This is a genomic window from Nocardia sp. PLKS1-43, assembly GCF_059510335.1.
Map to the genome: position 1 here is coordinate 550,511 of NZ_JCAJZQ010000002.1, position 26,451 is coordinate 576,961.

At 66.6% G+C, this 26,451-nt stretch carries 27 protein-coding genes; 10 read left to right on the forward strand and 17 right to left on the reverse strand.

Annotated features, from left to right (window positions below; genetic code table 11):
• Nucleotides 1-74: 74 nt before the first annotated feature.
• Nucleotides 75-923, reverse strand: coding sequence for an oxidoreductase (locus AC5WS7_RS10415; protein WP_495954209.1), 849 nt, complete (start codon nucleotides 921-923; stop codon nucleotides 75-77).
• 76 nt (nucleotides 924-999) lie between these two features.
• Between AC5WS7_RS10415 and AC5WS7_RS10420 the strand changes: the two genes are divergently transcribed.
• Nucleotides 1,000-1,617, forward strand: coding sequence for a TetR/AcrR family transcriptional regulator (locus tag AC5WS7_RS10420; protein WP_495954210.1), 618 nt, complete (start codon nucleotides 1,000-1,002; stop codon nucleotides 1,615-1,617).
• A gap of 577 nt (nucleotides 1,618-2,194) precedes the next feature.
• Here the strand turns inward: AC5WS7_RS10420 and AC5WS7_RS10425 are convergent.
• From AC5WS7_RS10425 to AC5WS7_RS10435, 3 genes are all read right to left on the reverse strand, one after another.
• Complete coding sequence (locus AC5WS7_RS10425; protein WP_495954211.1) at nucleotides 2,195-2,617, reverse strand: organic hydroperoxide resistance protein; 423 nt, start codon at nucleotides 2,615-2,617, stop codon at nucleotides 2,195-2,197.
• A 1-nt stretch (nucleotide 2,618) separates the two neighbouring features.
• Nucleotides 2,619-3,068, reverse strand: coding sequence for a MarR family winged helix-turn-helix transcriptional regulator (locus AC5WS7_RS10430; RefSeq protein ID WP_495954212.1), 450 nt, complete (start codon nucleotides 3,066-3,068; stop codon nucleotides 2,619-2,621).
• A gap of 107 nt (nucleotides 3,069-3,175) precedes the next feature.
• Complete coding sequence (locus AC5WS7_RS10435; protein WP_495954213.1) at nucleotides 3,176-4,045, reverse strand: NmrA family NAD(P)-binding protein; 870 nt, start codon at nucleotides 4,043-4,045, stop codon at nucleotides 3,176-3,178.
• 95 nt (nucleotides 4,046-4,140) lie between these two features.
• Between AC5WS7_RS10435 and AC5WS7_RS10440 the strand changes: the two genes are divergently transcribed.
• Both AC5WS7_RS10440 and AC5WS7_RS10445 read left to right on the forward strand, forming a co-directional pair.
• Nucleotides 4,141-4,725, forward strand: a complete 585-nt coding sequence (locus tag AC5WS7_RS10440) for a TetR/AcrR family transcriptional regulator (protein ID WP_495954214.1) — start codon at nucleotides 4,141-4,143, stop codon at nucleotides 4,723-4,725.
• A gap of 442 nt (nucleotides 4,726-5,167) precedes the next feature.
• Nucleotides 5,168-5,665 carry a beta-class carbonic anhydrase gene (locus tag AC5WS7_RS10445; RefSeq protein ID WP_495954215.1) on the forward strand — a complete coding sequence of 166 codons (498 nt, stop codon included), beginning with the start codon at nucleotides 5,168-5,170 and terminating at the stop codon, nucleotides 5,663-5,665.
• A gap of 196 nt (nucleotides 5,666-5,861) precedes the next feature.
• Here the strand turns inward: AC5WS7_RS10445 and AC5WS7_RS10450 are convergent, their stop codons facing one another.
• From AC5WS7_RS10450 to AC5WS7_RS10475, 6 genes are all read right to left on the reverse strand, one after another.
• Nucleotides 5,862-6,632 carry a hypothetical protein gene (locus AC5WS7_RS10450; protein ID WP_495954216.1) on the reverse strand — a complete coding sequence of 257 codons (771 nt, stop codon included), beginning with the start codon at nucleotides 6,630-6,632 and terminating at the stop codon, nucleotides 5,862-5,864.
• A gap of 92 nt (nucleotides 6,633-6,724) precedes the next feature.
• Nucleotides 6,725-8,110 (reverse strand): ABC1 kinase family protein, encoded by a 1,386-nt coding sequence (locus AC5WS7_RS10455; RefSeq protein WP_495954217.1) that lies wholly within the window; start codon nucleotides 8,108-8,110, stop codon nucleotides 6,725-6,727.
• A gap of 182 nt (nucleotides 8,111-8,292) precedes the next feature.
• Nucleotides 8,293-9,291, reverse strand: a complete 999-nt coding sequence (locus AC5WS7_RS10460; RefSeq protein WP_495954218.1) for an alpha/beta hydrolase — start codon at nucleotides 9,289-9,291, stop codon at nucleotides 8,293-8,295.
• Nucleotides 9,292-9,422: 131 nt separating this feature from the next.
• Entirely contained in the window at nucleotides 9,423-10,643 is a 1,221-nt protein-coding gene (locus tag AC5WS7_RS10465; protein ID WP_495954219.1) for an esterase/lipase family protein, read from the reverse strand.
• 337 nt (nucleotides 10,644-10,980) lie between these two features.
• On the reverse strand, nucleotides 10,981-12,024 hold the full coding sequence (locus AC5WS7_RS10470) for an alpha/beta hydrolase (protein WP_495954220.1): 1,044 nt from the start codon (nucleotides 12,022-12,024) through the stop codon (nucleotides 10,981-10,983).
• A gap of 475 nt (nucleotides 12,025-12,499) precedes the next feature.
• Nucleotides 12,500-13,891, reverse strand: coding sequence for a lipase family protein (locus AC5WS7_RS10475; protein ID WP_495954221.1), 1,392 nt, complete (start codon nucleotides 13,889-13,891; stop codon nucleotides 12,500-12,502).
• A gap of 507 nt (nucleotides 13,892-14,398) precedes the next feature.
• Here AC5WS7_RS10475 and AC5WS7_RS10480 point away from each other — a divergent pair.
• Together AC5WS7_RS10480 and AC5WS7_RS10485 are read left to right on the forward strand one after the other, a co-directional pair.
• Nucleotides 14,399-15,229 (forward strand): hypothetical protein, encoded by an 831-nt coding sequence (locus AC5WS7_RS10480; protein WP_495954222.1) that lies wholly within the window; start codon nucleotides 14,399-14,401, stop codon nucleotides 15,227-15,229.
• 440 nt (nucleotides 15,230-15,669) lie between these two features.
• A complete protein-coding gene (locus AC5WS7_RS10485; protein ID WP_067894314.1) occupies nucleotides 15,670-15,921 on the forward strand; it encodes a hypothetical protein in 252 nt (83 codons plus the stop codon).
• A gap of 113 nt (nucleotides 15,922-16,034) precedes the next feature.
• Here AC5WS7_RS10485 and AC5WS7_RS10490 read toward each other — a convergent pair whose 3' ends face one another.
• A complete protein-coding gene (locus AC5WS7_RS10490; protein WP_495954223.1) occupies nucleotides 16,035-16,925 on the reverse strand; it encodes a Sco1979 family transcriptional regulator in 891 nt (296 codons plus the stop codon).
• A 92-nt stretch (nucleotides 16,926-17,017) separates the two neighbouring features.
• Complete coding sequence (locus AC5WS7_RS10495) at nucleotides 17,018-17,251, reverse strand: DUF397 domain-containing protein (RefSeq protein ID WP_051193176.1); 234 nt, start codon at nucleotides 17,249-17,251, stop codon at nucleotides 17,018-17,020.
• A gap of 434 nt (nucleotides 17,252-17,685) precedes the next feature.
• Here AC5WS7_RS10495 and AC5WS7_RS10500 point away from each other — a divergent pair, with 434 nt between their 5' ends.
• From AC5WS7_RS10500 to AC5WS7_RS10515, 4 genes are all read left to right on the forward strand, one after another.
• Nucleotides 17,686-17,883: a hypothetical protein gene (locus AC5WS7_RS10500; RefSeq protein ID WP_495954224.1), complete on the forward strand. Its 198-nt coding sequence runs from the start codon at nucleotides 17,686-17,688 to the stop codon at nucleotides 17,881-17,883.
• Nucleotides 17,884-18,008: 125 nt separating this feature from the next.
• On the forward strand, nucleotides 18,009-18,290 hold the full coding sequence (locus AC5WS7_RS10505) for a hypothetical protein (RefSeq protein ID WP_495954525.1): 282 nt from the start codon (nucleotides 18,009-18,011) through the stop codon (nucleotides 18,288-18,290).
• Nucleotides 18,291-18,351: 61 nt separating this feature from the next.
• Nucleotides 18,352-18,918: a TetR/AcrR family transcriptional regulator gene (locus AC5WS7_RS10510; RefSeq protein WP_495954225.1), complete on the forward strand. Its 567-nt coding sequence runs from the start codon at nucleotides 18,352-18,354 to the stop codon at nucleotides 18,916-18,918.
• Nucleotides 18,919-19,037: 119 nt separating this feature from the next.
• Nucleotides 19,038-19,685 carry a hypothetical protein gene (locus AC5WS7_RS10515; RefSeq protein WP_495954226.1) on the forward strand — a complete coding sequence of 216 codons (648 nt, stop codon included), beginning with the start codon at nucleotides 19,038-19,040 and terminating at the stop codon, nucleotides 19,683-19,685.
• On the opposite strand, the gene AC5WS7_RS10520 is transcribed toward AC5WS7_RS10515, so the two are convergent.
• Together AC5WS7_RS10520 and AC5WS7_RS10525 are read right to left on the reverse strand one after the other, a co-directional pair.
• Nucleotides 19,686-20,588 carry a class I SAM-dependent methyltransferase gene (locus AC5WS7_RS10520; protein ID WP_495954227.1) on the reverse strand — a complete coding sequence of 301 codons (903 nt, stop codon included), beginning with the start codon at nucleotides 20,586-20,588 and terminating at the stop codon, nucleotides 19,686-19,688.
• Nucleotides 20,589-20,622: 34 nt separating this feature from the next.
• Entirely contained in the window at nucleotides 20,623-21,837 is a 1,215-nt protein-coding gene (locus AC5WS7_RS10525) for a PucR family transcriptional regulator (RefSeq protein WP_495954228.1), read from the reverse strand.
• 379 nt (nucleotides 21,838-22,216) lie between these two features.
• Here AC5WS7_RS10525 and AC5WS7_RS10530 point away from each other — a divergent pair, with 379 nt between their 5' ends.
• The gene (locus tag AC5WS7_RS10530; protein ID WP_495954229.1) at nucleotides 22,217-24,214 is read left to right on the forward strand and encodes an APC family permease; all 1,998 of its coding nucleotides are present in this window, start codon (nucleotides 22,217-22,219) and stop codon (nucleotides 24,212-24,214) included.
• Here the strand turns inward: AC5WS7_RS10530 and AC5WS7_RS10535 are convergent.
• From AC5WS7_RS10535 to AC5WS7_RS10545, 3 genes are all read right to left on the reverse strand, one after another.
• Nucleotides 24,198-24,455 (reverse strand): hypothetical protein, encoded by a 258-nt coding sequence (locus AC5WS7_RS10535; RefSeq protein ID WP_495954230.1) that lies wholly within the window; start codon nucleotides 24,453-24,455, stop codon nucleotides 24,198-24,200. The genes AC5WS7_RS10530 and AC5WS7_RS10535 overlap by 17 nt on opposite strands.
• Before the next feature lie 119 nt (nucleotides 24,456-24,574).
• Complete coding sequence (locus tag AC5WS7_RS10540) at nucleotides 24,575-25,279, reverse strand: histidine phosphatase family protein (protein ID WP_495954231.1); 705 nt, start codon at nucleotides 25,277-25,279, stop codon at nucleotides 24,575-24,577.
• An 83-nt stretch (nucleotides 25,280-25,362) separates the two neighbouring features.
• Nucleotides 25,363-26,307 carry a LysR family transcriptional regulator gene (locus AC5WS7_RS10545; protein WP_495954232.1) on the reverse strand — a complete coding sequence of 315 codons (945 nt, stop codon included), beginning with the start codon at nucleotides 26,305-26,307 and terminating at the stop codon, nucleotides 25,363-25,365.
• Between the last annotated feature and the right edge of the window lie 144 nt (nucleotides 26,308-26,451).

The following is a 26,451-nucleotide window of genomic DNA, read 5'->3' on the forward strand; positions in this document are numbered from 1 at the left end:
CGCCTAGTGAGAAGATACGAGAGATTCCCCGTCACCGCGGCACGAATGCGCCGTACCGATCCGCCGCGGCAGCATCAGCGAATCTGGGCTCCGTCGGGGAAGTCGGTGGAACGGGTCAGCGTTTCCCATGTCTCGATGTCGTTTTCGACGGCTGCGCGGCCCGCGGCAACCAGCCGCAGCGCATCGGACCCGAGCAGCAGATGCGCTGGCGGAGTGGGACTTTCGAGGACGGCCAGCACCGCCGCCGCGGCCTTGGCCGGGTCGCCGAGTTGATTTCCGCTGGCTGCCTGGCGCGCGGTGCGGATCGGATCGAAAAGATCGTCGTAATCGGCGATCGCGCGTTCGGCCCGGATCATCGAGCGCCCCGCCCACTCGGTCCGGAACGAGCCGGGTTCGATCGCGGTCACGTGGATTCCGAACCCGGCCACCTCCTTGCCGACGGTTTCGAGAATGCCTTCCAGTGCGTATTTGCTGCCGCAGTACGCGGACAGACCCGGCACGGTCATCAGCCCGCCCATCGACGTGACCGCCATGATGTGCCCGCGACGCCGCCGACGCATGCCCGGCAGCACTGCCCGGATGGTGGCCGCCGCACCGAAAACATTGACCTCGAACTGATTTCGCAGCACCGACAGCGGAGTCTCCTCGAAGACGCCCTCGACTCCGTAACCGGCGTTGGCAATCAGCACATCGATACCGCCCAGGGTGTTCTCGACCTCGGAAACAACATCGAACACCCGTTTCTCGTCGGTGACATCCAGCAGACGCGCATGCGCTCGCCCCGGCGCGAGCGCCTCGAACGCGGCCGCGTCATCCGGCTTGCGGACGGTGCCGCATACGGCGTGACCGGCCTCGAGCGCACCGACAGCGAAGGCACGGCCCAGCCCGCTACTGACACCGGTGATGAGAAAGAATTTCGCCATGTCACAAAGTCTACATAACGTTGATTTTTTTGCACGTGACGTAGATTATGCCGCTGGAGGCGGTATCCTCCTGAACATGGCCACCAGTACGTCCCGTCGGCGACACCGCGACACCCTGCGCAAAGGCGAACTGCGAGAGAAGGCGATCCTCGATACGGCGGAGTCCCTGCTGAGCGACCCGGGCCCCGACGCGATGACCGTCGAGGACATCGCCCGCGGCGCGGGCATCTCGCGCGGCTCGCTGTACTTCTACTTCGGCTCCAAGAACGAGGTCCTCACCGCACTCGTGGCCCGCACCCTCGAACAACTCCGGTCCACCGCTCTGGTGCCGACCGCCGATACCGAACTGCCGCCGCGCGAGGCCATCGCCATGGCGGTGACCGGCACCGAAAGTATGTGGCGCGAGCACGGATCGGTGATGCGCACCGCCGTCGAATACTCCGCGATCGTCCCGGAAATCGGCGAACTGTGGGCCTCGACCATCGCCGCCAGCCGCGACGCGCTGACCCTGATCCTCGTGCGCGCCGGCCTGCCCGACGGCCCCGGCCCCACCGACGCCCCCGCCCTCGCCGAAACCCTGTGCTGGATGAGCGAACGAACCTTCTACCGCACCGTCGTCGAATCCCCCGGCCAACTGCCCGCCACCGCCCGGACCTGCACCGAGATCTGGCATCGCGTGATCACGAACGCCTGAGTCCTTGACCGGACCAGGGCGCTGTCGCGCCGGAGTACGAGTATCGCGACACGATGGTCGTAGGTCGGCGGGGGGCGGTGCGGGTCGGCGACAGCGCTCGAAAGTTGTTGTACGACATGGTGTCTCGTGCACCGCTTGCTTGCCCGGCAGATTTCGCGCGAGATCGTCGGCCGAATGGGCATTTTCGTTCGCCGGTCAGGTTCTGATGCAGATGGGAGCGCCGTGGCAGTCGAACGAGCGAGACAGCCAACCTCGACGGCCGGCGGACAGGCGAGGGCTCCGTCCCCGCCCCCTCGAGCCGGGCCACGAATTCCGTAGTGCGCCTTCTACTTCACAGCACGGCGCAACTTGCCCGATGAACCCATGCATGGTCGACATCGCCGGCCGTACACGGTAGGCACGGCGGTTCCGATGAGCCCCTCACGTAGATATCCAGCGGAGCGGCTTCGGGCCGGCGACCAGCTGTTCGTTCTCGGTGTCGAGCAGGCCTCAGTGGAACATGATCTCGAAATGCCCTTTCAGAGAAGACGAAACGGACCGCATCGTCGACAACGATGCGGCCCGTAGGTCCGGCGGATCAGTCCTCCGCGACGACCACGCGGACATCGATGTTGCCGCGGGTGGCGTTGGAGTAGGGGCACACCTGGTGGGCGGCGTCGGCCAGTTCCTGGGCCTGCTCGCGGGACAGGTGCGGGAGCGAGACCTCGAGGGTCACCTCCAGGCCGAATCCGCCGGCGTCGTTGGAGCCGATGCCGACCCGGGCGCCGACGGCCGAGTCATCGATGTTCGCCTTGGCCTTGCCGCCGACCAGGCGCAGGGCCGAATGGAAGCACGCCGCATAGCCCGCGGCGAAGAGCTGCTCGGGGTTGGTGCCCTCGCCCGAGCCGCCCATCTCCTTCGGAATCGACAGCGACACATCGATTTTGCCGTCGGTGGTGCGGGTATGGCCGTTGCGGCCATCGCCGGTGGACAGCGCCTCCGCCGTGTACAGGACCTGCATCTCAGTTCTCCTTCGCGGTGTGGGCGCTCAGTGCGCCGTTGAGGCGCTGCAGCAATGCGTACAGCGTCCCGATATCTTCCGATGACATACCGGCGACCTCGCCGATCTCGGCAGGAATGCCGCAGGCCTTGGCGCGCAGCCGCCGACCGGTGTCGGTGAGGCGGATCTCGACGCGGCGCTCATCGGCCGCCGAACGATTCCGCGTCACCAAACCGGCCGCTTCGAGCCGCTTGAGCAGCGGCGACAACGTTCCCGAATCCAAATCCAGCGCCGCGCACAGCTCACCGACGCTGCGACCCTCCTTGCGCTCCCACAGCGCCAGCATCACCAGATACTGCGGATAGGTCAGCCCCAGCGCCTCCAGCTTCGGCCGGTACACCGCAGTCATCGACCGCGATGCCGAGTACAGCGCGAAGCACAGCTGCTGATCCAGAGCGAGTTGATCGGTCACACACAACAATGTAGTACACAACTAAGTTGTGCGCAATCTATTTCTGCGTGACTTCACCCCGGGCCCACACCGACCGCGCCCCCACGCCGGGCGGCTGCCGAATCACCTCAGCCGCTGACGACCGCGGACACGGCATCCAGAGCAGCGCGCGGCGTGCGGCCCAGAATTTCGGCGAGGTCGCCGGTGGGCGTCCCGGTCCATCCACTGCGGAACGCGCGGTACACGCCGAGCAGGGTCTCGGCCAATTCCCCCGGAACGCCTTGTCCGGCAACCACAGTCAGGAACTGCTCGTCCTCGACGGGTTGATAGTCGATCCGTTTCCCGGCGATCGCGGACGCCAGCTGTGCCAGATCGTTCCAATCGATACTGTCCTGCGCGGTGAGCGTGTAGCACCGGCCGCGATGGCCGTCCGTGGCGAGCACCCGCGCGGCAGCCTCGGCGAGATCGTCGATATGGGCCGGTGCGGTGCGGGCATCTCCCGCCGGAGCCGTCAGCCTTCCGGTCGCGATCGCCGTCGTCACATCCCGCCCGACCGTCTGAGCCAGTCCATAGGTGGTGCGCAGGATCGTCGCGTCGCCGGACAGGTTGCGCAACAACGCTTCCGACGCCGCGAAGTCGGCCATCATCGGCGGTTCGTACCGCTCCGGATCGGGCCGGCTCACATAGACGATGCGCGGCACGCCGGCCGCCACCGCGGCCCGGATCGCCGCGGCGTGCTGAGCACCCCGGCGTTCGGTGGCAGTGCCGTAGTTGGTGCCATTGATCAGCACGGCCGTCACACCGGCGAGCGCTGCCGCCATCGAGTCCGGCTCATCGAAATCGAAGCGGCGCGGCATAATTCCGCTCTCGGCCAATGCGGTCGCCGCCGCCGGGTCACGAGTCCCGGCGACGATGTCCGCCTCGGGAACCAGGCAGCGCAGTCGATCCAGCACGGGCCGACCGAACAGTTCACCACTGGCACCGGTCACGAGAAACATACGAACTCCTGTAATCTGCGAAAACGAACCGGGTCAACTGACCCGCTCCAAACTATACGGGTCAACTGACCCGGTTACCAGATCGGAATGTGCCGGTGACCGAACGTTCGCTGCGCGCCGACGCGCGCGACAACCGCGCCAAGATCCTCGCCGCGGCGCGCTCCGCCTTCGACGACCTCGGCCCGCAGGCGAATCTGCGCGAGATCGCCCGTCGCGCGAAGGTCGCCCAGGGCACGGTGCACCGCCACTTCCCCACCAAACAGGCCCTCTTCGCCGCGATCATCACCGACCGCCTGCACGAGCTGACCGAGCTGGCGCGAGGACTGCGAGCCGAGCACGACCCCGGCGGGGCGTTCCTGGCCTTCCTCACCGCCACCGTGGCGAACGCACGCGAAAACCGTTCCATGGCAGCGGTTTTCGAGCAGGCCGGCAGTACCGAGGAGATGCGCGAAGCCGGTCGCCGGATGGACGCCGAGCTCACCCTCCTGCTCGAACGGGCCCAAGCCCAGGGCGCCATCCGCGACGACGTCGACCTCGCCGACGTCCACGCCATCGCCGCCGCGCTCCTGGCCGTCGATGCCCATCACGCCGACAACGACACCGACCGTGCCCGCCGCGTCACCGTCGTCCTGGACGGCCTGCGCCCACCGCACCCGCCCGGCGCCGGCGCGACACTCTGACCTCTCGGCTCACGATCCGTTTCGCAACCGGATCCGACCAGATATCGGAGCCCTGCGCGCCGCCGGCCTGCGGGGCGATCGGAGCGTGCCGAACGCCCGCCCATTCGGTAAACGTTGCCGCACAACGTATCCGACTCGGCGCCAGGGACGATGCGGCCGGTCCCCGGTCGGCTACGGTCCGCTCACCACGTGGTCGTGCCCGCACCGAATTTCCCGGCCGACCGCATAGAGACGAGGGGGCTGAGCGTAACAACGCGCCTCGGTGTGCCAAGGTGTTGGAATCACATCGACTCCAACACTTCGAAATTCCGGTGTACAGGCGGTGTGATCTATGGCGTCACGAGATCAATGCCCCGGACTCACCTCGTTACCGAACCCGCAGTGGACGTACCGCACGCTTCGCCACCGTACCGACCATCCCGCGATCGAAAGGGTTCCAGCCATGACCGCAACCGACGACTTCCTCGCCAACAACGCCACCTACGCCGAAACATTCACCGGCCCGCTGCCTCTGCCGCCCGCCCGGCAGACCGCGGTAGTGGCCTGCATGGACGCCCGCCTCGACGTCTACTCCATCCTCGGGCTGCATCTCGGTGAATCCCACGTCATCCGGAACGCCGGCGGAGTGATCACCGAAGACGAGATCCGCTCCCTCGCCATCAGCCAACGCCTGCTCGGCACCCGCGAGATCATCCTGATCCACCACACCGACTGCGGCATGCTGACCTTCACCGACGACGATTTCAAACGCGCCATCCAGGACGAAACCGGCATCAAACCAGGCTGGGCCGCCGAATCGTTCACCGACCTCGCCGAAGACGTCCGCCAATCCATCGCCCGCCTCCGGGCCAACCCGTTCCTGGTGCACAAGGACAACATCCGCGGATTCATCTTCGACGTCGCCACCGGAAAACTCGACGAGGTCGTCAGCAACGCCTGATCGGATCGTCGATCCGCCGCGGCCCGAAGTGCCGGGTCACGGCACGCTGTCGCGCGAGCGCGCGGCAGGTCCGAACACCGCGATCGCCGGTCGATGCCGATAGGCGTCGGCCAGGCCAAACATGTACTGGCACAACGAGTTTCGTCGGACAGCCTGTCCCCGCCGAGCGCCCGCCCACGCCGATCCCGGGTAGCTCTCAGACCTCGGATGGCGGGATATTCGACAGCCGCTCCGCCTCGGCATCGACCGCGGCCGCATCCATATACGCCTCGGTGGTCAGCTCCAGCATGCTGGCCCACCGGGTGATGCGCGGACGCCAGCGCTGAATGTATGCGCGGGCGTGCGCGGCCTCGACGACGTTCCCGCCCGCCTCGGCAGCGGTTTGCGCCGCCATCGCCGCGGCTACCGTATTCTCGGCCAGCGCAAGCTGTTCGCGACAGTGGTCGGGAGTGAAGATCTCCTCGCGGACGGTATCGGCCTCCACCTGAAGATTGGTGATGAGACTGCGTAACCGTGGATCGAGCGGCGCAATGCTGGGCCGCCCGGCCTCGGCCGCGGCCTTGGCCCGCCGCGCGCGGCGCTCGGTGTCGCGGCGCTCCCACTCGGCCAGTTGCGCGCGGTAATCCTCGACCTCGGCCTCGGTCACCGAGCGATAGACCAGCCGCGCGGTCAGCGACATCCGCTCCACGCCTTCGTGATCGAAGATCACCGCGCCGATGTGCTCGACCGGCTGTCCGGGCTCGGGCCGGTCCTCCACCCGCGCGTCCAGCACATCGTGATAATGCTGTTCGGTGACGTCGTCGCAGGTGATGTCGAACAGCGCGGTGCCGACCTCCACATAGGTGCGGCAGATGCGGCCGGTGACCTCCTCCGGCGAACCGAATCGCCCCTCGCCGCGATCCACCCGGCTGGTGCCGTCGAACCTGGTGTAGGTGATTTCCCAGCTGTAGGAATCGGGCCCGTTCATCGCTGTCCTCCGTCGGCACATGATCGGTTGGCCTGCAGATCGATCCGGTACAGCACCGTAGCCCACGAGCAGGACCGACAGGCCGAGATCAATCAGTCGGCGGGGAGTTCGACGCCTTCCGCGGCGGCCTTGGCGGCAACCTCCTCGGGAAACACGTTGCGGAACAGGTAGAGGTCCTGTCCCAGCCGCCAACCCGGCGCCAGCGCAACCGCATAGCGTTCGAAATAGCCGAGCTGCTTACCCATCAGAATCAGCTGTTCGGGGCCCGAGGCGCCGCGCCGCTTGCCGAATTCGACCAATCGCGCGGCGACCTTGCCCATATCCAGCTTGGCGAGCTTGCCCGAGAGCACCGGCGCGAGCGCGGTCGCGAGCTGACGGCCGATGGTCGCATCGTCACCGGCGTCCGCCTCGACCAGATCCAGCTCTCGCAATGCCCGTGCGACAGGCCGGAAGTCGCCGTCGATGGCACTCGCATGGAACAGCGCGCGCACGAAATCCCGCCACGGCGGCGTCATCTTGCCGACGATGCCGAAATCGAGCATGGCCGCGCGGCCGTCGTCCAGCAGCCAGAGATTGCCCGCGTGCACGTCGCCGTGGAAAAGCCCATGCACCACAACGCTTTCCAGCCACGCCTTGACCAACCGGCGGATCAGCAACTCCGGGTCCGGATACACCGCGCGGATATCGTCGAACCGGTCCAGCGGCAAACCGCTCATCCGTTCCATGCACAGCACCCGCGGACCGGAGTATTCCGGATACACCTCGGGGATCACGACACCGGTGTTGTCGCCGAAGGCGCGCAGATTCTCCCGGGCGCGGATCTGATTATTCGCCTCGTTGCGGAAATCCAGTTCGGCGACGGTCGTCTCGTACAGATCGCGGACCACACCGCCGGCGTTGGCGATCCGGGCGTTCTCCGACCGACGCTCCATCATCCGCGCCAACCGGAACGCCGCGCGCAGATCCACGATCATGCGCCGGGCGATATCGGGCCGCTGCACCTTCACCACCGCGGGGCGGCCGTCGGCGAGAACGCATCCGTGCACCTGCGCCACCGAGGCCGCCGACAGCGGCGCGTCCTCGAATTCGCGGAACAGCTCGTCGATCGGACGGCCCAGATCGGCCTCGACGATATCGCGGGCGTGAATACCCGGGAATGGCGGCACATCGTCCAGACAGCGCAGGCAGGCGTCGGCGAGTTCGGGCGGGAACGCGCCGGGCGAGGAGGCGATCAGCTGGCCGAGTTTGACGAACATCGGACCCAGCGCCTCGAAACCGTCGACCACGCCGTCGGCCACGGCATGCCGCCGCCTCGCCTTACGCAGACCGCCGCGCACCACCCGGCGCGCGACACAGCCGCCGAGTACCGAACCGATCGCCGCGGTACGCCGGAACTCGGCGAATCCGAATTTCTCCAGCGCCGGACGCGCCACCTGCTGATCCGGCACGGCCGCGGTCGTCACCGATTCCGCCGTCATCGTGCGACCGCCGCGCCGGCGCCGCCGTTCCACTGCGCGCTGTCCGATATTGCGACCATCTCCTCGCTCGTCGTCCGCATCGCTGCGACCACCTCGTCCGTATCACTCCGAAGCGCCGGCCTCGAACACCGGCATCCAGATGTACGGCACAGAGTCTACGGCCCCGTCGCCGGGGTGCCGGTTCACACCGGCGCGCCGAGTCCGGCCGCCAGGACCGGCCAGGACCGCTTCAGCGCGTCCTGCCAATATCCCCAGGAATGCGTACCGGCCGGTTCGAAATCGAAGGTCGCGGGGATGCCCAGCTGCCCGAGCCGGGTCCGCAGATTGTGCGTGCACCAGTTCACCGCCGCCTCGATGACGCCGCCGATCACCATCTGGTCGGCGTAACCGGACACGCCCGGCAGCATGTGCGCGCCGTTGTAGGTGTCGTACATCCCCGGAATGCCCGACCCGCTCGAGATGAACAGCTTCAGCCCGCGCAGTCCGGCGGCGTGCAGGTACGGATCGTTCGCGGCCCACATCGGATCGTTGTCGGGCCCGTACATGTTCACCGTGTCCCCGCCGCCCCAGTCCTCCACCGCGAGTTTGACGAATTCGCGCCCGACCGGATCGCTGATCTGCGCACAGCCGCTGTACGCGGCCACCGCGCGATACAGGCCGGGTTTCGCGATCGGCAATTGCAGCACCGAGGTTCCCGAAGTGGACAGTCCCGCAATGGCATTCGCACCCGTGGTGGCGAACGTCGCGGAGATCAGCGGCGGCAGTTCCTCGGTGAGGAACGTCTTCCATTTGTACACACCGAGTTTCGGGTCGGGCGCGCGCCAGTCGGTGTAGTAACTCCACCGGCCGCCGACCGGCTGCACCACGAGCACCTGTTTACCGGACAGGAACCGCTGCACGTCGGTATTGCGCTGCCAGGTCGCCGAATCCTGCCCTCCCCCACCGCCGTTGAGCAGATAAAGCACCCCGGCTGGCGCTTTCGGATCGGCCGGGCGCTGGACGTTCACCATGATGTTGGTGTTCATCGCCGCCGAATACACGCGCAGCTGAACGGTATTCGCGTTCACCTGCCAGCTGCCCGTCACGGCCGAGCCGTCGGGGGCCTCGGCCAGGCCGGGCGCCGCGGTCAGCACGGCGGCCACGGCACTCACGACGGCCGCGAACACACCGCTGCGCAACATGTTTCGAATCATCGGAACTCTCTGTGCTGTTCCCGGCCATTGCCGGAAAAGGGGTACGACGCGCTCATGCCTGCCGGGCAGCGACATTCGCTGCGCCCGGCAGGCATGAACGTGGTGAACGGATCGGCCGGTCAGAGCTTCCCGCCGCCGCCCAGCAGCCACGGGTTGAAGGTGCACGTCAACGGCACGCTGGGGTCGAGGGTGTTGAGGATGATCGAGAGCACCCGCGGGGAGTACATCATCGTCAGGTGATCGGACAGATCCTGATCACAGCCGTCCTGCAGGGTGATGTTGCGCACCGTCGCGCCCGGTCCGGGCTGCAGGAAGGTCAGGTTGTACGGCGTGGTGACCTCGTCGTAGCGGGTGCCGACGACCGTGTAGTTCACTCCCGGCACGGTGTCGCCGCCGGCGTTGAGCTTGTTGACGAAGTCGGAGCCGACGGTCTGCTCGATGCCGGAGTGCCCGACGAAGATCTCGATCAGGCCGAGCACGTCGATGCCGAAGTTGTTGATGGCCCGGCCCAGTGCGCCGATGCCGTCCAGCGTGGTGCCGTGATTGGTTGCGCCGAAGGTCATCTCGTGATCGACCTTGGCCGCGCCGCCCTCGTACTTCAGGTACCACCGCGACATCGCGCCACCCTGCGAGTGCCCGACGATGTTCACCTTCGGCGCGCCGGTGGCCGCCAGGACGCGATCGACGAAGGTCGCCAGCTGCTTGGCCGAATCGGGGATGTTCTCGGTGCCGTTCGCGCCCGGAAGCACCGAGCCCAGTCCACCACCGGCCAGCAGATTCGACTGACCGTAGTTGAACGTGTAGACGCAGTAACCGGCGTTCTTGATCGGCTGGCTGACGTAGGCGAAGTTGTCGTAGGCGTTCTCCCACGTCCCGTGCACCAGCACCACCGGCTCGGGATGCTGCGCGGTCGGCTTGCAACTCCAGTCGTTGGCTCCCGGCGGGGCCACGTTCGGGTGCAGCAGCGAGTAGCCGAAGGCGGCCAGGAATGCCGTACTCGCCGGGCCGTAACCGACTGTGTCCGAGGATGTTCCACCCTGCGAACCCGAGCTCGAACCCGAACCGCCGTAGCAGTCACCCGATCCGTTGCCCGAACCGGCGCCGCTGCCCGAGGTGCACGCCGAACCCGTACCGGCGCTGCCGGTGTCGACGATGGGCTTGGCGGCCTTGTTCTTCAAGCCCTGGGCGATGAAGTCGGCCAGCGTCTGATCGGTCGGATGCGGGGTGGAAGCCGGCGCCGGGGCGGCGTTCGCCCCGGCGCAGCCGAAGCCCACGGTGAGCAGTGTGACCCCGGTGAGGACCACAGCACGCAACGACCGGGCACGGGTAGTTCGTCTCATTCCAAACCTTCCTGCAGAACCACGACGTTCTCGGTTTCGTTGCCCGGGAAGCGATTCCGGGCATTCGAACTGCGCTCACGCTAGGGCTGTCAGCAGGGGTTCGATACGGTCCGACCAGGGCTCTTCGAAATCTCACTAGCGTGCCCGTTACCGCCGGTGAGAGTGCACAATGCTGGGCGAATACGCCGGAGGAGCGCGATACGCGCATTCGTCCGTACGCCGGGAAACGATCACCGAGACGCCGGTCCGTACACGCCGATCACGGAACGATCACGGAGAATTCGATCCGCCCGCGGCGCAAGACGACCCCGTCGGCGCGCGCCGAAATCGTCGGCGGTCAGCGCTCCTGGATCTCGATCTTGCTGGCTTCGCCGTGGAACGCCTTCGCGATCGCTTGCCACGCCGCCGGAAGTTCGCCGCTGAAGGAAGGCCACGCGTGCGTGCCGGTCGGCTCGTACTCAACCGTCGCCGGAATGCGCAGTTGCGCAAGACGTTCCGCGAATCGCTGGGTGCATGCGAGCGCACCGGCCTCGAGTGCGGCGCCGCCGCCGGACTGCTGCAGCGCGGCGAGCACATTCGGGGCATCGGCGATGGCCTCGAGGTCGGGCACGCCGGGCACGCCGGTCGCGGCCGAGAGATAGATCGCGGTGCCGCGCAGTTTCGCCGCGCCGAGCAGACTGTCGTGCGCGAGCCATGCCGGGGAATTCGGCGGCCCCCAGAGGTTTTCGGGATTGCCGCCGCGCGAGGCCACGGTGATGCGGGTGACCGCCTCGCCGACGTTGTCTGCGGTGGAATAACATCCGCTGATCCCGGCGACGGCGCGGAAGAAGCCCGGATGCCGTTGTGCGAGCATCATCGCCCCCTGCGCGCCCATGGACACGCCCGCGACCGCGCGGCGACCGTCGGTGCGCAGATAGGACTCCACGATCGGCGGCAGCTCATCGATCAGGAAGGTCTCCCACCGGTTCAGGCCGAGGGTGCGGTCGTAATGTTCCCAGTCGCTGTACATGCTGCCGACGCCGTCACCGGTCAGCACCACGTCCACCGGTTTGCCCGCGAAGAACTCGGCGGCGTGACCCTTGGTCAGCCAGTCCGAGGTCGGCGAGCCGTCCACGCCGTCCAGAAGGTACAGCGCGGGATGCGGTCCCGGGCCCGCACCACGCAGCACGTCGACCGGTATCACCCGGCGCATCGAGGCCGAGCGCACGGACAGGCGCTCCCAGTGCGGTCCGCGAGTCTCGGTGCTCAGCAGGGCCGATCGGCTCGTCGCCGCACCCACCGCGGGCGGAGCGGCGGGTACCGGATCGGCGCGGACGGGCGCGGCGAGAATCGTTCCGGCCAGCAGCGCCGCCACCGCGGCGAGGGGAGCGCGAAGGGTCATAACGCGCCGGAACCGAGCCCGCGCGAATGAATCCGATCGGTCCAGGCGGTGCCCACACGTACTCCTTCGAGCAAAGCAAAGCGTCCTCGGCGGCCACAAGGGGAATGGCCTGCGCGCAAGCCCGCCGGACGCTGGGGTGAGGGTTGCGTCCGGCGGGTCGGATCCACACGCACACGCACCAGTGGCGGGAGGGGTTGGAAGTCCAGTTGCCGCGGTGCGGAGGTACGTTCACCGGGTGTGTGGTTTCGGGGCACCACCCGGCGGTGGCTGGTGTCACGACCGGACCGGGCGCACTCCTTCCTGTTCCGGGTACGGCACCGACACCTGTTCGCGGCGCCGACCGCGCAAACACCGGCGCCGCGTGCAGATCACGATACGGCTACGGAACCGGTGCGGGGCCGGGACGAGTTGATCCGATGACAATTCATGAACCGACCGCCGAGCACCTAGGGGCGGCGCACAAACGCCGAACTTCTCAGCACCCGTCGGGGGCCGGAATCCCTTGCAGCCGTTGGTCGAGCCAGGCCGCGGCCTCGGGGTAGCCGAGTGCGTCGGCGAGCAGATGTTCGCCCGGTACGCTCCGGTACGTCGCCCGCGCCCCCAGCGCGCACTGCTGCGCGTAGTAGTCGCGAGCGCCTTCGGCCGGGATCCAGAACTCCTGCTCGCCCTGATAGACATAGAGCGGCACAGGCGATTTCATCCCGCTCATCGCGGTGACGGTGTAGATCTGATCGGCCACCGGACTGTGCAGCGCATCGGGGATGTCCGCGGCGACGTCGGCGGGCAGCATCAGCAGGCCGACCGGCGCGAAGACGCTGGTACAGCTGTCCTTCAACGGTGAGATCGCCACCCAGCGCGCCAGATTGTTCATCCGGGCCAGGATCTCCGGACGTTCCCTGGCCACGCCGAACGTCGCCGCCAGGAACACGCCCGAGGCGAGATTCGCGTTCATACTGCGGGCCAGGATGCGGTAGTCGGCGGGTACGCCGCCCAGCGCGGCACCGGCCACCACTGTCGCCAATTCCGGTGCGTAGGAAGCGATCAGCCCGACCGCGCCGCGCGTGGCGATGGCTCCGCCGGAGTAACCGTGCATGGCGAAACGACTGGCTCCGAACTCCTCGGGGCGCAGATTGCGCAGCGCGCGAATCGAATCGAGTACCGCATGTCCGGCGACGTAGGGTTCGGCATAGGCCATTCGCGGCCCTTCGTGGTCGGGAATGAGCACCGCGTATCCGCGCAGGACCGCCAACTGCGTGGTCGGCGGGAGATCGTCACCGAAGCTGGTATGCGCGTTGAAGCCGTGGGCGAGCGAGTATCCCGGGGTGCAGGCTCGTCCGAGCGCATCGATGGCCAGGTTGTTCACCACCACCGGCCGCTCGCCCCGGCCCGTCCACGCCGCCGCCGGAATCACCAGTGTGGCCGTGGCGAAGGAGGCGCCGCCGTAGGCGTCGGTGGTGCGAAATTTCAGCAGCAGCACCTGCCGGACCGGTACCGCCAGCAGCGGAGCCGCCGTCGCGGTCACATCACGCACGGCGATGATCGCGCCGGGGGCTTCGGCGGCCAGGTCCGGCGGCCACTGGTCGAACATCGGGTCCCCGACCTGGGCGGGCATCACCGCCTGTTGCAGTAGCGCCAGATTCACCGAGGTCCCCGGCGAGGCCGCGATCGGATCCGCCGGCGCCACGATGGGCGGCGCGGGAACCACCGCATCGATCCATCGCTGCACCGTGGCCGCGTCGATTCCCGGAATCGCCGGGAGTGCGGGCGGATTCGGCGGGCCGGCGGGTATCGGACCGGCATGCGCGAAACCGGTCGCCGAACCGCAGACCAGCAGGACCGCAATGAGCAGGACACGCCAAGCACGCATCACACACCCCCAGGACGAACTACCCCGGAGCTTCCAACCACGCGCCCATACCCGAATATGGATTCGCTGCACCGAGTCGTTCGAGCGTACGTCCGCCGAATGCCGTGCCACGTCGTCGTTTTCCGATCGTATGCACCGTGAGTCCGGTTCGAGACGGGTCCGCACGACATCTCCGAAACCGAGCACCGCACCGAACCGCCGCCGAATCGTTGCGGGACCATCGCCACGGCAATACGCATATTCGGAGCGGAGACCGCAAGAGTCGAAAGTCGGCATATAGTCAGCGAATTCCCGGGCCAACCGACCGGTCGTTTGCGGAGCGTCACCGGAATTATCGACGCACACGCACTAACAAAGCTCTCACCTGCGGCGATAAATGCGATATGCAAACGAATCACTTGATTCTCGGCCCGGGACGCGAGGCGTATGTACATCCGATCGTGCATCAGCAAGTACGGATTCGGAGTTGGCTTGCCCGAGTGGCGAATTCGCGGTAGATCTTCGAGAGTGACAGTGGATCGCGTGCAGACGTCGCCGCTACGGCACAGCTGGGAGCAGATACCGGAGACCGCGCGCACCGCGGTCGAGGCATTGACCGGGCCCATCCTCCGAGTGGATCAGGTCAATGCGGGATTCAGCAGCCACCTCGCGGCCGTGATCGAGACCGCGCGGGAGCGAACCTTCGTCAAGGGCATTCCGCTGGACGATCCGGAGGTGTGGTCACAGCACCGTGAGGCGAACCTGTGGCCCCATGTCTCCCCGATCGGGCCGCCGATGCGCTGGCATGTCACCGCCGGAGGCTGGGATCTGCTCGGATTCTATTACCTGCCGGGGCATTTCGCTGATTACCGGATCAACGCGGACCTGGCGGCGACGGCCGCGACGATGAGCGCACTCGCCGAGCTGCCCTGCCCGCCCGACCTCGAGATCAACGACGCGGTCCAGCGGTGGGGCCGCTACGCGCCCGACCCCGCCGACCGCGCCCTGTTCGCCGGAACTACTCTGCTGCACACCGATTGGAACTACAGCAACGTCATCATCGGCGAGAACGGCACCGCCCGGCTGGTCGACTGGCCGTGGGCCACTCGCGGCGCGGCGTGGATCGACCCGGCGTGCTGGATCGTCTGGCTCGTACTGGCCGGGCACGAACCCGGGGAAGCCGAACGGTGGGCCGCGCGAACACCCGCCTGGCACACCGCGTCCCGGCATCAGCTCTGGGCGTTCTCCGCGGCGCTCGCGGGCGAATGGGAGACCACCGCACATCGCCGGCCGAACATCTGGACGCACAGCCTGCGCGACGCCGCGCGGCGCTGGGCCGATCATCGCGCCGTGTCCTGATCGCACGCCCCGCCCCGCAGCGGCCGATCAGAAGCGCGAGAACGGCTGCCTCAGCGGGCCCTGAGCCGACGAATCCTGCCCGTCCCCGGTGACCGGAATATTTCGATCTTGTTTCTCGGGGCAGTTATCCAGCCTTGTTACGAGATTGGCGTCCGAACGAATTCGCGACGATTTTGAACTGGCGTCCAGATAGCAACACAACTATGCGGTAACTATGGCACCCGCACGACAGCGGCGTCGCCGAACAGCAATCCAACAGCACCCGAAACGTGCACTGCGACTGAACAATCGATGTTGCAGATGTACTTGCATATGCGCGCTACACGGTCCTAGACTCGAACCGCAAGGCAGTACAGGGGACTACCAGACAGCCGTCGGGTGAACCAGGAACCAATTCCGGGTCACCGGCCCACCTGCGGCGTGGCGTCAGGGGCGTTCGAATGAACCAGCCATTGGACCTCGGCCGACTCGGAATCATTGATAGAAGCCGGACCGAGCGCAATGTTTATTCGCGGGAAACCGCAACTCGTTTCGTAATCGACGCGGTCGAGTCCACCGGCGCGGCTACACGTGACGATTTCGATGTTGAGCGGATCGTCAGCACCGCACATGCGATGGTGAACGATTGGAATTTCACGTCGTTGCAGCCAGAAGCATTCTGGCGCATCGCGTCGAGCTGCATCAAACAGTAATACAAATATTCGAGGAGTAGATAGACGGCGATGGGGCCACCGGGCGATACCGGCGGCCCCATCGCCGCTTTCGTATCTCATCGCCCGGGCCGGCACGGCCAAGGCTGTTCCAGCTATTTCAGCTTGGCCGCTTCCTCGGCCATCAACCGCCGCGACCGGTCCGGCGGCTCCGCCTGCACACTCAGCCTGTCCATCACCTGCCGGTACATCTCCAGGTCCTGCTGACGATCCAGATACAGCGAACTGGTCAACTGCTCCAGGTACACGATGTCGGGCAGTTCCGGCTCGGCGAAGCGCAGCATGGTGAACGAACTGCCCGCCGCCGCATTACCTCCCGCGGCGTACGGCAGCACCTGAATGGTCACATTCGGCCAGGACGAGACCTCGACCAGATGTTCCAGCTGAGCCCGCAGCACCTCGGTGCCGCCGATCGGCCGGTGCAACACCGATTCGTCGATGACCGCCCACAGCGTCGGCCCGCCGCTGCGATCCAGAATCTCCTGCCGACGCCGGCGCAATTCGACCCGGCGCGCGGTCTCCGCGCTCTCGTGACCGAGCGAGACCACCGCGCGGCTGTACTCCTCGGTCTGCAACAGACCGGGAACCAGCTGTCCCTCGAAGGTTCTGATCGACTTCGACGCGTGTTCGAGACCGAGGTAGGTCTCGAACCACGGCGGCAGAAGGTCGCTGTACCGATGCCACCATCCGGGCTGATTGGCCTTGTGAACGAGTTCGAGCAACGTTTCGCGCTCCACGGCATCGTTCACACCGTAGAGAGTCAGCAGATCTCGGATGTCACGCTCTTTGAAACCGGTGCGGCCCAACTCGAGACGGCTGATCTTGGCGTGCGAGCCACGGATGGCCTCACCCGCCTCCTCGCGCGTGATCTTCGCCTGCTCACGCAGTTTGCGGAGTTGCCCGCCGACCGCGATCCGTAGCGCCGTCGGACCACGTTCGGCGGCAAGCGATTCCACACGGCCGATGCGACCGGGTTCTGCGACCATGAAAACGACTCCGATGCTCGACGACCAACGGCAGCGCAGGTCTCAACCACCCCGTCGTCGCAGACCGATACCGCGCCAGGTAATGCTACAACTCACCCGGCCAGATCGTCGAACTCCCCGCTCTTAGCGCCGCGCAGGAACGCGTCGATCTCCGGACGGGTGTAGACCAGTACGGCGCCCTCCGGATCACGGGAGTTGCGCACCGCGACCAGACCATTCGCCATATCGGCAACTTCCACGCAGTTGCCGCTGGGGTTGCTGAAAGTGCTCTTGCGCCACGCCAGGTCGGACGTGCGACCAATGCCTGCGGCTGTGCTCTCGGCCATTTCTGTCTCCTCGCTAGACGATTCCGAACCCGCCGCCCTGAGCGGCCTGCCGGTGCTTGCAGATGTTCGCGCAAATGTTCTTGCAAATGAACCGACGATCTGACGATAGCACGCCGGTTGCCCCGGATCGAGGGTTCGCTCGATCGAAACGACAAGGGCGGCAGGAACTTTGCTCATGACACGTCAATCTGTGATGAACTGCGGATATCGGGCGGATAGCAACCGGTCGGTCTGGTAAAAACGCCTGGTTTGGTGAGATTTCACAAAATCCACGGGCCCGAAACACACCCTCACGACAGTGCAGATGTACTTGCATCTGCACTGAACGGCGTCTTAAACTCATCCAGGACGACATGGCCGGACGACGCCGGAGAGTTGGGCTCCCGCGCCAGTATCGCCACCGCAATGCACGAGCGAACGGCTAGAGGCGTCCCATGACATATGTGATTCAGCAGCAAGGCATCCGCGAGCAGGCCGGGAACATGGCGCCGCCGGGCGAATGCGGCGTGGAGCCACGGGAACTCACCTACTGGCGCGCCCGCGCCATCCTGCACGCGCACGACCGCCACCTCGGCTGCCGCCAGTGGATCGCCGCCGCGGCCTATCTGTCCGCGGGCCTGGACGACGAGTAGGCGTCAAGTCCGGTAGACACGAAAACCGCTACGCAGCAGGGCATTCCGGCGAGATTCGCCGAGTGATGCGTTCTACCATGGGATATGACGCATCATTCGTATTCGTCTCGTGGAACGAGGGCATCATGATCCTCACAGCCGTACACGAAGTGGTACTCGCCCAGGTTTCGAATCCGACGCCGCAGGCGCCGCCCCTGGCGAGCAAGATCATGCAATTGGTGCGCTACTGCACATGGTTCGCCCTGTTGTCCGGGACCACCGCGCTCATCTTCGCCGGCGGCCGCTTCGCGTGGGAGAAGTGGAACGGCGGGCCGCTGGAATCGCCGAAGATGGTGGCGGGGGCGCTGGTCGGCGGTCTCGTGGCGACCAGCGCGGGCACGCTGATGAATACGATGCTGGGGTCATGACTCGCCACCGTGCCGATACAGTCGGTGCCGTCCGGTCGTCGACAATGATGGGAGAGGCGCGGTGGCAGGTCGGCGCACCGACACCCGTGACCGAATCCGCACGGTCGCAATGGAGTTGTTCTCCGCGCAGGGCTACGACCAGACCTCCGTACGAGAGATCGCCGAGCGCCTCGGTATCACCAAGGCCGCGGTCTACTACCACTTTCCCGCCAAGGAGGACATCGTCGTCAGCCTGGCCGACGATCTGCGCACCGGCGTCGAGGAGATCCTCACCTGGGCCGCTGCCCAACCGGCCGGCCGGGACACCGCCCGGGAGATCCTGCGGCGCTACGGAATGGTGCTGCACGACACCGGGCGCGAGATGACCCGGTTCATGTACGAGAACCAGGCCGCGTTCCGCCGGCTCGGCGTCGGATCGGCGCTGCGGTATCAGTTCCGTCGGGTCGCCGACGCGGTCACCGGGCCCGATCGCGATCCGCTGGCGATTTTCCATGCCCGCCAGGCGCTTCTGGCGATCTCCTGGAGCGTGGGCATGATGGGCGATGTCGAGCTGACCGACGAGCAGTGCCGCGCAGCAGCTGTCTCGCTCGCCCTGGACATCTACGAGCGGTCCGCGAGCAACGCCTGAAACCCATGCTGGCCACCGCATTTCAACTTCACAGCAAACTGATCGCGTGTCCGGCCACCGTGTTTCCCGGCTATGCCGCACAATGAGGGCGCAGTTGCTCTTCGGCTAGAGGGAAGTACATGTTCGCGCGTAAGACCCTGATGATCTCGCTGTTCGTTCCGATTCTCGTCGCCGGTTGCTCCGCCCACACCACGAAATCGGTTACCCAGGCGGTCAAACCCGCCAATGCCAAATTCGCCACCTCGGTGCCGGTCGGTCCCGGACCGTCGGGCACCTATACGGTGCAGGCCCAACCCGCCCCCGGCACATGCCATTTCGGGAAGAGTTCGGACGGGCAACCGCTGCCCGATCCGAATTGCACTCCGGGAGCGACCAACCCGAAGGTCACCGCTGACAACCTGGCGCAGACCATCTGCCGCAGCGGTTACACCTCCTCGATCCGGCCACCGGCCAATATCACCGGCCGGGAGAAGGAAGCCAACGCGAAGTCCTACGGCTACACCGGATCCGAGCACGACGCAGAATACGACCACCTGATCTCCCTCGAACTCGGCGGCGATCCGAACGATGCGCGCAACCTCTGGGTCGAGCCGCCCTCGCCCGGCCACAAGGCCGGTGCGGGGCCGAACAACCCGAAGGACTCGGTGGAGAATCAGCTGCACTCGCTGGTGTGCTCGGGCAAGGTCGCGCTCACCGACGCCCAGAGTGCCATCGCCGGTGACTGGACCACCGCATTGGCGAAGGTCGGCTACCCCAACGGCAAGTGATCACGACCGGATCCCGGTCACCAGGCTGACCAGTGCGGGCACCAGCCCCTCCTGCGGATCCCGGTTCGGCACCGGGCGGCCGTGTGCCCGAAGGTAATCGGGCACATCGGTCCGCTCGGCCCGCCAGTCGTGCGCGGTGAGCCAGGCGGTGACCTCGCTGCGCGGCTCGTTGTAGATCAGCGCGGTCCACTGTCCGCTGCTGCCGGTCTCGGCCTCGTCGGGCATCTGCCCGATGGCCGCGGCCGCCTCCTCGGGGAGCGGGTCCATCTGTTCCACGGCCACCCGGCTGCCGGCGGTGCTGAGCGCATCGATGGTGTCGAACAGTTGCTCCTGCGCGGTGGCCGGGAGATAGATCAGCAGCCCCTCGACCAGCCAGGCGGTCGGCCGAGTGGGATCGAATCCCTGCTCGCGCAACGCCCTCGGCCAGTCCTCCCGCAGGTCGGCGACCACCTCACGGCGGTCGACGAGCGGCTTGTCGCCGTTGGCGGCCAAGGTCTCCCGCTTGAACTCGAGCACCCGCGGCCGATCGAGTTCGTAGACGATCGCGTCCTCGGGCCAGTGCAGCCGATACGCGCGGGCGTCCAGCCCCGCGGCCAGGATCACCACCTGGCGGATGTCCGAATCGATCGCGGCCGCCACGAAATCGTCGAAGTAGCGGGTTCGCGCGGCCTGGAATTCCTGGAAGGACCGGCCGAATTCGGATTCGGCGAGCAATTCGGCGGGTGCGCCGCCGTCCAGCATCGGGGACCACTCCGGGCCCGCCGCGCGAACGAAGACCTCGGCGAACGGATCCACGGCCAGGGCCGAGGGATCCCGCCCGGCCAGGGCGCGGGCCGTGGCGACGAACAGTGCGGTGGATCCGACGCTCGTGGTGATGTCCCAGGAGTCTCCCTCGGTACGCATGATCACCACCGTACCCATCGCGGCGGACCACCGCCTACGCTCGATAACTGCGTGCCACCAGGGCAGATCGCAGATACCACAGTCCCGAGGGCTGATTCGGGTCGAATCCGGTCAGCTGCCCCACCCGCTTGAGCCGGTAGTCGATCGTATTGGTGTGCACATGCAGTCCGCGTGCGGTGCGGCCGCGGTTGAGGTTGTTGGCGATATGGCGTTGCAGCGTGGTCAGCAGGTCCGGGTGGTTCTCCAGCGGGTCCAGCAGCGAGCCGAGATATTCGCGGCCGGGGCCGGGCCGGGTGAGCTGGTATTCCAGTGCCAGATCGTCGAATCGGTAGAGCCCGTCCACGCAGTCCAGCCGGTGCACGATGTCCAGTAGTTCGTGCGCGCGGTCCGCGCCGTCGGGGATCTCCGCCGGTTTCGCCCGCACCACGGTCGCGCGGATGGGCACCTGCGCGGCCCGCGACAAGCACTTCAGCAGTTCGTCGAGTTGCATACTGTCCACGGCGTTTTCGGGGATGAGCACCGTGCCGCCGTCGACGCTCAACAGCGAGAGCGCCGATTCGCCGCAGCGCGTGGCCAATTCGGCCTGCACCCGCCGAAGTTTGCGGCGGGCCACGACTTTTCCGTCCACGCGGGGATTGCGCTCCTCCGGATGCGCCGGAATCGACAGGGCCAGAACGTGGTACGAGGAGGCGATCTCGATTCCGCATTCGCGGGCCATGGTCGCGCTGGAGTGTCCGCCCAGCAGTGCGGAGGTGAGGGTGTGCACCGCGGTGTGGTGCTCACTGACCACCGCGCGGTATTCCTTGACGTAGGCCACCGACACCGTCGAGGTGAGCGTGCCCAGGATCTCCAGCATGCGCCGCGCGGTGGCCAGGACGGTGTCGTAGTCCGCGGCGGTGGCCTGCGCGAACACCAGATCGAATCCGATCTTGAAGCCCTCGTACATCGCGCGGTGGATGGTGTCGATCGGAATGCCCTCGCGAGCCCATTCGGCGGCCGCGGCCTGCACGCGCTCGGTCTTGACGGCGATATCGCCGCCGTCGAGCATGCTGGTGGTCATCTCCACGCACAGCCGGGTGATGGTGGCCACGTCACCGTGCAGGACGTCGTCCGGTAGGGTCCCGCAGGGCGCGACATTCGCGATGAAGTGGTCGACCATCTGCCGTGACAGGCTCCAGACGTCCTGCAGCGGCTGGGAGACCGGACGTCCGGAGACGGTCAGATCGACGGCCGGGGGTGTGACGGTCATGGTGGCTCCTTCCGCGCCCGCGGTAATCGCGCACCGATTACAGTATCGGGCTGGGCTTCTCACCTGAACAAACAAGCGGCGGCCTTGTCGCCCGGGTGTATCCGGCCCGGCCGCCGCTGTGACGGGTCACAATCGGCACCCCCACTACGCCGAAGGCGGCAACCAACCGCAACACACGTATACGCATGCGGCAGTGACTGAAGGTTAGCTCAGCGCGTGTTCCATTCTGCCCGCGCGCCGCGGGCGACCTACAATAGTGATTCGCTGAACCTCCGGGCTCGATACCGACGGGATCCGTACGGTTCGCACCACAATATTTATCCATCAACCTCCCTGCCGGTTTCCCAACAGCAACTGCTCCCGCTTAGGCTGGCTCATCGTGGTTTCACCGATCGATGTCGCGAAGCGATTAGTCCTCGGGCGCCCGTTCCGCAGTGATCGACTCGGTGAGACGCTGTTGTCCAAGCGCATCGCCCTGCCGATCTTCGCGAGCGACGCGCTGTCCTCGGTCGCGTACGCGACGCAGGAGATCCTGCTGATCCTCACCCTCGGCGGCGTGGTCTATCTGCATCTGGCCTGGTGGGTGTCCGCGGCGGTGGCCGTCCTGCTGGCCGTGGTCGTGCTGTCCTACCGGCAGGTGGTGCAGGCGTACCCGTCCGGCGGCGGGTCCTACGAGGTGGCCGCGGAGAATCTGGGTCCCGGTGCGGGACTCGTGGTCGCCGCGGCGTCGCTGGTCGACTACATCATGACCGTCGCGGTATCGGTGGCCTCCGGCGTGGACAACATCATCTCCGCGCTGCCGGGCCTGAATCCGTATCGGGTGGCGATCAATATCGGTTTCGTCGCACTGCTGACCGCGATGAATCTGCGCGGCGTGCGGGAATCCGGCCGGACCTTCGCGATCCCGGTCTACGGATTCGTCGTCGGCGTGCTCGCCATGACCGTCGTCGGACTGGGACAGACCCTGCTCGGGCATGCGCCGGTCGCGGAGAGCGCCCACTACCAGATCCGTCCCGAACAGATCGGGCTGTCCTCGGCCGCGGTGGCGTTCTTGTTGCTGCGTGCCTTCTCCTCCGGATGCACCGCCCTGACCGGGGCCGAGGCCATCTCCAACGGCGTCCCGGCATTCCGCAAACCGAAGGCGCTCAACGCCGCCCGCACCATGACCGCGATGGGCGCGCTGGCCATCGCGCTGTTCGCCGGCGTCACGGCCCTGGCCATGATCTCGCACACCAAGGTCACCGAGAACACCTGCGATATCACCAACTTCCCCGGTAACTGCGACACCGACGCGCAGAAGACGGTGATCGCGCAGATCTCCGCGGCGGTGTTCGGCGGGCACAGCATCGCGTTCTACTACCTGATGGTGACCACCGCCCTGATCCTGATCCTGGCGGCGAACACCGCGTACAACGGCTTCCCGCTGCTGAACTCGATCCTGGCCCAGCGCCGGTACATGCCGCGCCAGTTGCACACTCGCGGCGACCGGCTGGCCTTCTCCAACGGCATCATCCTGCTGGCGGTCGTCGCGGGCGGGCTCATCTACGCCTTCCACGGCTCGACCACGCGGCTGATCCAGCTGTACATCGTCGGTGTGTTCACCTCGTTCACGCTGTGCCAGGCGGGCATGGTGCGGCATTGGAACCGGGAGTTGCGCACCGCGAAGACGCCGGCCGAGCGGGCGCGCATCCATCGGGGGCGGATCATCAACGCCTTCGGATCCTGTTTCACCGGCGTGGTGCTGGTCGTGGTGATGGTCACCAAGTTCACCCACGGCGCGTATCTGGTGGTGTTCGCGATCCCGATGCTGGTCGCGATCATGGCGAGTATCCATCGGCACTATTCGCGGGTCCGGTCCGAACTCGACGTCGATCCCGAAGAGCTCGAGACGCTGCCGGGCCGCGTGCACGCGATCGTGCTGGTCTCCAGCTGGCACAAGGCAACTCAGCGCGCGGTGCAGTTCGCCCGCGCCACCCGGCCCGATACGCTCACCGCGATCTCGGTGAACGTGGACGACTCCGATACCCGCCAGCTGACCCGCGACTGGGAGGAGGCCGGAGTGCCGATCCCGCTGAAGGTCGTCGAATCGCCATATCGCGAAATCACCCGGCCCATCATCGAATACATCAAGCGGGTGCGCACCTCGCGCCCGCGCGACGTGGTCGCGATCTACATACCCGAGTACGTGGTCGGCCGCTGGTGGGAGAATTTTCTGCACAATCAGAGTTCGCTGCGGCTCAAGGCGCGACTGCTGTTCGTCCCCGGGGTGATGGTGACCAGCGTGCCCTACCAGCTGCGTTCCTCGCGTTCGCGGTCCTCGGAGCGAATTCAGCACAGCCCCGGGGAGATCCGTCGCGGCATCACCGGATCGAGTTGACGCACAACCAGTCCACCAGCAGACCGATCAGCAGGTACAGCGACGCGGCCGTGCGCAACCAGCGAGTGATCGCCTGCAGCCGCCGCTGCCTGCCGCGCGACAACCGGTAGTCGGCCGGGGGCGAATCCCGGTCCTCGGCTAGTTGCGCCGCGTCGCGGGCCTCCCGGGCCCAGGTCTCGGTGAAGAAGGAGGAGAACAGAATTCCGGTCGCCACCGCGACGACGAGCACCCCCCAGACCATGCGTCCTTTAAAGCACGTGGCCTGCTCGGCAGTCCAGCCGAGATGCTCCGGTCCAGGTCGGCGGCGTTCGTGCCGACGCCGGAATACGCTGCGACGCTGTGATTTCGGGCGCTGTCGCGTCAGGTGAGGGGCGCGGCGGACCGGGCGAAGGCCGGTCCCAGGTGGGCGGTGTCGTTGAAGCAGCGCACGATCCAGGAATCCGCGGTCACCACGATGTGCGAGATCGAGCCGTTGTCCGCGCCTAGAAAAGCGAACGGGCGAGAGCCGCTGGCCAGCGCCAGCACCTGGCCGATGACGCCGCCGTGGGTGAACACGGCCAGGCGTTGGCCGGGATGCGCGGCGGCGAGCCGCTGGACCGCGTCGCGGATCCGGGTGGCGAATTCTTCGGCCGGTTCGGCGCCGGGGATGACATCCCAGCGCTCCTGTGCGTGCATTCGCTGTGCCACCGGATCGCCTTCGGCGATCATCTTGCGCAAGAGTCCGCCCTCCCAGCTGCCGAGATGCACCTCTCGCAGGTCGCGTTCCACGCGCGCGGTGAGGCCGAGGCGGGCGATGAGCGGTGCGGCCGTCTGCACTGTTCGCCGCAATGTGGTGACGTAGACCGCGTCGATGCGTTCCGCGCAGAGCCGTTCGGCCACGCGTTCGGCGTGCTGTCGCCCCTCCGGGGCGAGTTCGGGATCTCCCTGTCCGTCCACCAGGGGGAAGGGCCGGTCCGGGTACGCGGGGGCGGACTCGCCGTGCCGGATCAGCAGCAGTTCGGTGGAGCCGGCCGGCGGTTGGAAGCGAGTTTGGCGGTACTCGGTCCGGCCTCTGGGAGTTGTCACAGCCAGGAATGCTAGCGACTCGGCCGCCGAATCGCTTTTCGTCGCCGACGCCGGCGTCGTTTCTACCGTCCGAGAACGAATACCTATCGAATCGCCGCCGGTGCAGTCGATCGAGGATCATCGAGCTGTGCGGATTCCGGTACTTCGATGCAATCGAGAAAGGCAGCTACCGCGGGATTCGTTTCGCCCGACCGCCACACCACGTACAAATCCAGCGTCGGTACCGGATCGATCAATTTCACCGCAACCGCAGGGCTGCCGGGTTCGCCCATACCCATGGAAATCGCGCGGGGTAACGACGCGAAACCGACCAGCGGCCGTACCGACACGATGTGCGCGGTCGCGCCCGGATCATCGGCGCGATGGGACACCGACAGCGAGATCTGTGTCTGCGCGGCCGCGTGGAAGATGGCGTCGTACATGGCCGGACATTGCTCGCGGCCGAAAAGCACGCACTGCTGATGCTGTAATTCGATGAACGAGACACCCGCCCGATCCGCCCACCGATGCCGCCGCCCGACGACCGCGACCAGCGGTATCCGGTGCAGCACCCTGCGGTACCGGAACTCCACAGTGCCGGGATGGCCGTAGACGACGGCGATATCCAACGATCCGTCCGCGAGCGCGGCGAGCTGCGGCCCGGTGCGCTTTTCCCACAACGACACCACGACGTCCGGATGCCGCTCGGTCATCCGGGTCAAAGTCCGCGGTAGCACGTGACGGCTGGCGGGCAGGTTGTAGCCGACCGCGACCGTGCCCGCCCGGCCCTCGGCGGTGGCCTTGGCCACCTCGGCCGCGCGGTCCATCCGGGCCAGGATCTGACGGGCCTGTAGCTCGAATTCCCTTCCCGCCGCGGTCAATTGCACCTCGTGCGAGTTGCGGGCGACCAGTTGTACCCCGAGCGACTTCTCCAACTTCTGGAGTTGGGCGGAAAGACTCGGCTGAGTCAGATGAAGGCGCTGCGCCGCACGGCCGAAATGCAACTCTTCGGCGATGGTGATGAACGAGACCAGATGTCGGAATTCCATGACGCCGCTCCTTCCGAGCAATCGCCACGCTAGCCCCGAGAGATAACCAGCGATGAACCGCAGGGGCACGGCGATCACCAACCAGGTTGCGCACCAGTGAATCCCGAGCAGCACGCCCACGAGGCGAATAATTGCGAAGTGCCG